This window comes from Pontiella sp. (assembly GCF_041622395.1).
GTDB lineage: Bacteria > Verrucomicrobiota > Kiritimatiellia > Kiritimatiellales > Pontiellaceae > Pontiella.
The window spans coordinates 1-6517 of sequence record NZ_JBFJYW010000227.1; the positions used below are offsets into that span (position 1 = coordinate 1).

Sequence of the window (6517 nt, forward strand, 5' to 3'; positions counted from 1 at the left end):
CGCATCGACATCGACCTCGCGCAACGTTTTTTGCGAACTCTTCTTTTCGCCGATGAGCGCGGTGATCGGGACCGGGGTATAGTCGAGCAGGCTTTCGGCCATGTGGTCCATGTTGTGGCGTTGGTCGGGGTCGATCAGATAGTGCGCGAGCATGGTGTCGAGCAGCTGGCCGCGGACGTCCACGCCGTGCCACTTCAGGACGCTGATGTCGTACTTCAGGTTTTGCCCGACCTTGCGCACATCGGGGTTTTGCAGGAGCGGCAGAAAGGGTTCGAGTGCAAGCAAGGCCTGTTCGCGGTCGGGCGGCAGGGTGACGAACCACGCTTCGTGCGGCTTGATGCAGAACGAGATGCCGATCAGTTCGGCCACGCGAACGTCGAGCCCGGTGGTTTCGGTGTCGAAGCAGACCTCGTAGCAACCGGCCAGCTTTTCGGCCAGCGCCGCGCGCTGGGCGGCGGTGGTGACGAGGTGATACGTATGCTTCACATCCTTGATCGTCTTGAACGACGGCACGGGTTCCAGCATTTCCGGATGCTGTGCGGCGGCGAACTCGAACAGGTCGCCCTGGCCTTCGGTGACCGCCGCGACCGCGACGGATGCCGGGGTGGGCGACTCGCCAAAGAGGCGCTTGATCAGCGACTTGAATTCCAGCTCGGTGAACAGGATTTTTAGTTGGTCGTCGTTGCGCTCGCCCATGATCAGCTCGTCGGGCGATTCCTTGACGGGAACATCGCACTTGATCGTTACGAGTTTTTTGGAGAGCAGGGCGGCGTGTTTGTTTTCCTCGACCTTCTCCTTCTGCTTGCCTTTAAGCTGGTCGGTGTTTTGGAGCAGGTTTTCGATGGAGCCGAACTGGGCCACCAGCTTTTCGGCCGTCTTGGGGCCAATGCCGGGGATGCCGGGAATGTTGTCGGCGGTGTCGCCCGCAAGACCGAGGATATCGATGACCTGTTCGATCTTTTCGATGTTCCACTGTTCGAGGATTTTTTTGACGTCCAGCAATTCGGCGTCGCCGCCGCTGCGGCCGGGCTTGAGCATGAAGGTGTGCTCGTCGACCAGCTGGGCATAGTCTTTGTCGGGCGTAACCATGTAGGTGTCGTAGCCCTGCTGCTCGGCCTGGCGGGCGAGCGTGCCGATCACGTCGTCGGCCTCGAAGCCGGGATATTCGAGCACGGGAATGTTGAAGGCGTTGAGCAGATTGCGGATGTGCGGCACGGCGGTGCGGATGCCTTCGGGCGTTTCGTCGCGCGTGGCCTTGTATTCGGGATATTCTTCGTGGCGGAAGGTGGGGCCGTGGGTATCGAACGCAACGGCGATGTGCGTCGGCTCGTAGGTGTGCATGATGTCGAGCAGCGTATTGATGAAGCCGAACACCGCCGAAACGTTTTCGCCCTTGGAGTTGATGCGCGGATTGCGGATGAGCCCGAAATAGGCGCGGTAGACGATGGCCATGCCGTCGATCAGGAAGAGTTTTTTCTGCATTTGCGAATCCTTTCTAAAAGCTATTGATGAGAATCGATGAAGCCTAGAGGATCCGCCGATTGTTTGGGAGGCTTTGCGCAAGGTTTTTAACGGCCTGCGCCAAAGCGCGGGCGGACTCGCCTCGGGTTGCGTTTGACTTTCGGGAGGCGGGAATCTATAAACGCGCGCCTTAACGATACAGCACCAAAAAGGTCTGCTTGAGGAGCGAGGTAGCCATGTTTTCAACCCAAAAAAAGAAAACCGTCTGCAAGGTACTGGACGTACGCCGGCTGACGGACTCAACGGCCGTGTTGCGGTTCGAACGGCAGGGGATGGAGTTCGAGCCGGGACAATACATCCGCGTCGGCGTTGCGGGCGATGATGAAATCCGCGACTATTCGGTCTATTCCGGCAGCTCGAAAGATCATCTTGAAGTGCTCGTGCGGCGGGTCGAGGATGGTTTGGTTTCGAAACAACTCTGCGAGCTGGTTGCTGGCGACGACGTGAGCGTGGGCGGGCCCTATGGCCACTTCAAGCTGATCGAGCAACTGCGCGGCAAGCCGTTGCTCTTCGTTGCGACGGGCACGGGAATCTCGCCGTACCATTGTTTTGTCGAATCCTATCCCGAGTTGGATTTCCGCCTGATCCACGGCACGGCCATGCAGGACGAAGCCTACGATGCGGCCGGCTACGGCGACCGCTATTTCCACTGCGTGTCGCGGGAAGACGGAGGCGACTTCCGCGGCCGCGTCACCGAATACCTGCGCACCCTCGAGGTGCCGCCGGAAACCAATGCGTTTCTGTGCGGCAACTGCGACATGATCTACGAGGCGTTCGACCTGCTTCAGGAAAAAGGCCTGCCGACCGCCCAGATCCATACGGAAGTTTATTTTTAATTTTTTGACGAGTGAAACGAGATGAAGTGTTGCGTAGTTACGTTAGGGTGCCAGATGAACCAATCGGATTCGGAGCGGATCCGCAGTGTCATCGAAGGCATGGGATTCGAGATGGTCGACACCGAAGAGGAGGCCTCCCTGATCGGCGTGGTCGCCTGTTCGGTTCGCCAGAAAGCCATCGACAAGGTCTATAGCAAGATCCGGAAGTGGAACCAGTGGAAGAACGAAAAGCCGCTGGTGACCTTCGTCTCCGGTTGCATTCTCCCGGCCGACGAAGAAAAATTCCTGAAACAGTTCGATCTGGTATTCCGCATGAACGAGCTGCCGGACCTGCCGGACATGCTGCACCAATGCGGAGTGGCCTCCGAGTTTTCCGCCAAGCATCCCTTCAACGACCTGCACCGCGAAGACGAGCGCACCGATTTCTGGCAGATCGATCCGACCTATAGTTCGGATTTCGATGCCTTCGTTCCGATCCAGAACGGGTGCGATAAGTTTTGTTCCTACTGCGCCGTGCCCTACACGCGCGGCCGCGAAGTGTCGCGCGCCAGCGAAGACATTTTGGCCGAAGTGCGGCGCTTGGTGGAGCGCGGGGTCAAGGCGATCACGCTGCTTGGCCAGAACGTCAATTCCTACGGGCTCGACAAGAAGGGCCAGGAGATTTCGTTCGCCCAACTCTTGCGCAAGGTCGGCGAATTGGGCCAGGCCAGCGGCAAGGAGTTCTGGGTCTACTTTACCTCGCCTCACCCGCGCGACATGACGCGCGACGTGATCGAGGCCATCGCCGACTACGACTGTCTGGCCAAGCAAATCCATCTGCCGCTGCAGAGCGGCGACGAGAAACTGCTGCGCCGCATGAACCGCAACCACAGCATCGAAGACTATCTCAAAATCGTGGACGACATCCGCGAACTGTTGCCGACCGCCACCCTGTTCACCGACATCATCGTCGGCTTCAGCGGCGAGACCGACGAGCAGTTCGAAAACAGCGCGAAGGTGATGGAGCGGGTCGGCTACAACATGGCCTATGTTGCGAAGTATTCCCCCCGCGTCGGCGCGCGCTCGGCGCGCTGGGAGGACGACATCTCCCCGCAGCTGAAGAGCGAACGGTTGGCCAGGCTCAGCGAAATCCTCAAGCGCACCTCCAAGGCACACAACGATGCGATGGTCGGCAAGACCTACCGCGTGTTGATCGAGCGCGTTGACCCGCGCATGGCCAGCGCGCTTTCCGGCCGCACCGAGGGCAAGTTGCCGGTCCGGGTCGTCGATGCCCCCGCCGAGCTTGTCGGCACGTTCCAGGAGGTGGAAATCACCTCCGCCTCGGAACTTTCATTGACGGGCCGGCTGGCTTAGCGGCGAAAAAAAAGGCGATCCGAACGGATCGCCTTTTCAGTTCCCACCGAGTGGAAACTAGCCTTTGACCATGGCGTTGATCGACGCTTCGGCCACTGCCCAGTAATCGGCGGGGTTCTTGGCAAACCCATCGTTTTCCGCGGCGAAGTATGCAGCCTGTTCGATCATCGAATAGACCTGCTCGTTGGTGTACTTCACTTTGGCGGCTTTCTTTGCAGCAGCCTTCTTGGCCGGTGCCTTCTTCGCGGCAGCCTTCTTGGCCGGTGCTTTTTCCGCATCAACCGTCTTGGCCGGTGCCTTCTTCGCCGCAGCCTTCTTGGCCGGTGCTTTCTTTGCTGTTTTCTTTGCAGCCATTGTTTTTCTCCTGATTTCTTCTTCTCCACGCCGTTACTGACGTGATGCGGTTACAAGTAATCGCTTGTTCCCGGGTTGTAAATACTTCCTTCGAAAAATTTGTATTAAAGCAAGTGAGCGTTGTTTTATGTTGGTGCTTGCGTTGTTGGGCAATTGGTGTACTCGTTGGGGCAAAGACAGGTTGGAGAAATCAGGATATGGCGTTTCAAGGGGATAAGAAAGAGGGCACTTGGCTATTGGCCAAGGCCGAGAACAAACTGAAGAACTGGCTTGTGCCGAAGGTGCCCAATAACATCGAAACCTACCACCTGACCATGACGACGTTGCTGTGGTGCGCACTGATCATTGCGTTCAGTTTTTTGGCGAACTACTCGGTCCATTGCCTGTGGGTGGTCTCGTTCGCGATCTTCGGGCAATACATCACCGACCTGCTCGACGGCGAGGTGGGACGCCGGCGCAACACGGGCCTGATCAAGTGGGGTTACTACATGGACCACTTCCTCGACTACCTGTTTCTTTGCTCGATCCTCATCGGCTACGGCCTGATGGTGGAGGATCACAACAAGTATCTGCTTTTCTACATCCTCGCGCTGTTCGGCGCGTTCATGGTCAACTCGTTCCTGTCGTTCGCGGCGACGGGCGCGTTCAAGATCGCCTATCTGGGCGTTGGCCCAACCGAGATGCGGCTGGTGTTCATCATCGCGAACACGTTGATCATTCTCTTTGCGGGGCGTTTCGAGATTGCGCGCGTCTTGCCGTTCGTATTGGCCGGGGCCACCTTCGCGCTGTTCGTTACGGTCTACCAGACGCAGAAGCTGCTATGGAAGGTCGACATGGAGAACAAGCGCAAGAGCGAGCGATAGCCGGCGGCGCGGCTACCAATCGGAATGCTCGCCCCGGTTGAAGCGATAGACGAGACCGAGGTTGACGCTTTGGTCGTAGGAGCCTTCGGTCACGCCGTAGCAGTTGATCCAGTCGGCCTGCAACGCCAGCTTGGGGTGCAGTCTGCAGTGAAGCCCAAGCCCGCCGTTGAGCTGGAACGTCTTTTGGAAGCGGTCTTCCTCCCAGACCTGCTCGCCGAATCCGGCGGTGACGTAGGGCCGGAAACGCTGGTCCGTGTTGAGATAAAACTGGGTGTCCAGGCTATAGGTTTCGAACCGGTGCTCCAGCCCCGTATCCTCTTCTTCAAGATCGCCCCAGGCATAGGCCAGACGCGACGAGATGCGCGGCGTGAAATAGAGCCCGAGCGATGCTTTGTAACAGATGCCGTTTTTCACGCCCCAATGGTTGTCGAGGAATTGATAGCTGCTCCCGCCGGCAATGCCGACTAGGCCCGAGTCGACCGGGTCGGCGCGGTATTGCGGTAGCTCCTTGGCGGAGCCGAGCTGCGACGGCCCGGAAACTCCGAGCGGAATGTTCATGTGGAACATGATTTGATGGTCCACCTGGCCGTCTTTCTTTTCCGGCACATAGGTAAAGTAGCCGTAGCCGGCCTTGATCAAGTCGTGGCCGACCACGCGGTTGACTCCGGTGCCCAGCGCGTCGATCGGGTCGAGCAGGAAAAGGGAAACGCCGCCGAGCGCTTTCGAGCCCAGCACCCGGTTGTGGTTGTCGCGGATGCCCATCTCGGTTTGGTAGGCCCATTCGCCGTAGACCCAGCCGAGAACGGGCGTCATCACCAAATCCTGGATCGACGGCACCTCGGCAAAGCATTCAACGCCGTATTCCCAGTAGAAGGACGACATCAGCGTGGAGTAGATGAACGAGTCCCACTGGCGATAGCCGGACTTGCGGGCCACCTGATAGTAGACGCCGCCGCAATAGGTGTGGCCGATCCAGTTGATGTACCATTCGTCGCGATCCCAGCGCGGCCCCTTCTTCACGTTGTCCACCCACTTCTGGAAAATGTTATCCTCCGTTTCCCAGCCCGTGAAGCTTTCCGGAAGCACGGCCAGTACGCCGACCACGGCAACCCCGTAGCCGAAGATCGATTGGGTTTGCGACCACGTGCGCGCGGCGTCTTCGCCATGCTGCGGATTGAACAAGGTGATGCGGAACGGGGCGTCGTAGAGGCTGGTGCCGACCGGCAAGGCGGTGTAGTAGGAATTCGTGACCGGGGGATCCGTGGGAGGCGGGGTGCCCGTTTGCCCCGCGGCAACGCGAAGCAGTCCGATGCCCAGTAGCACGACGATCGCGCCGTTCGTTCTTCTCCAAAATTCAATCACCATCGGACTCCATCTCCCTGACAAATCCCGACAACCTAGTGAATCGAAATTGGCACTTCAAGTGCCTAACGTCTTTTTGCGTTCATCAAGAAACCGTCATACCCCGGGGCCGGGAAATCCCCCGTATCCCGGGGCGGGCGACCTGCCGGAAAAAGAGACGGAGCGCCCGCTCGACTTGCCACCGCCGCTCCTATAGTTTTCGGCGCTATGTTAAATTTCTTAAGAGGA

6 protein-coding genes are annotated in these 6517 nt (G+C 58.6%); 3 read left to right on the plus strand and 3 right to left on the minus strand.

What is annotated here, in order from left to right:
• Nucleotides 1-1482 (minus strand): 5'-3' exonuclease H3TH domain-containing protein (locus ABYO54_RS12580; RefSeq protein ID WP_372808600.1); only part of this gene is annotated, 1482 nt, incomplete at its 3' end.
• Nucleotides 1483-1697: 215 nt separating this feature from the next.
• On the opposite strand from ABYO54_RS12580, the gene ABYO54_RS12585 reads away from it, so the two are divergent.
• Both ABYO54_RS12585 and miaB read left to right on the plus strand, forming a co-directional pair.
• Nucleotides 1698-2357, plus strand: a complete 660-nt coding sequence (locus tag ABYO54_RS12585) for a ferredoxin--NADP reductase (RefSeq protein ID WP_372808601.1) — start codon at nt 1698-1700, stop codon at nt 2355-2357.
• A 21-nt stretch (nt 2358-2378) separates the two neighbouring features.
• Nucleotides 2379-3710, plus strand: coding sequence for a tRNA (N6-isopentenyl adenosine(37)-C2)-methylthiotransferase MiaB (miaB, locus tag ABYO54_RS12590; RefSeq protein ID WP_372808602.1), 1332 nt, complete (start codon nt 2379-2381; stop codon nt 3708-3710).
• 57 nt (nt 3711-3767) lie between these two features.
• On the opposite strand, the gene ABYO54_RS12595 is transcribed toward miaB, so the two are convergent.
• Nucleotides 3768-4064 (minus strand): DUF2934 domain-containing protein, encoded by a 297-nt coding sequence (locus tag ABYO54_RS12595; RefSeq protein ID WP_372808603.1) that lies wholly within the window; start codon nt 4062-4064, stop codon nt 3768-3770.
• 197 nt (nt 4065-4261) lie between these two features.
• Here ABYO54_RS12595 and ABYO54_RS12600 point away from each other — a divergent pair, with 197 nt between their 5' ends.
• Nucleotides 4262-4927: a CDP-alcohol phosphatidyltransferase family protein gene (locus ABYO54_RS12600; RefSeq protein ID WP_372808604.1), complete on the plus strand. Its 666-nt coding sequence runs from the start codon at nt 4262-4264 to the stop codon at nt 4925-4927.
• A 12-nt stretch (nt 4928-4939) separates the two neighbouring features.
• Here ABYO54_RS12600 and ABYO54_RS12605 read toward each other — a convergent pair whose 3' ends face one another.
• Nucleotides 4940-6292 carry a DUF3943 domain-containing protein gene (locus ABYO54_RS12605; RefSeq protein ID WP_372808605.1) on the minus strand — a complete coding sequence of 451 codons (1353 nt, stop codon included), beginning with the start codon at nt 6290-6292 and terminating at the stop codon, nt 4940-4942.
• Nucleotides 6293-6517 lie beyond the last annotated feature (225 nt).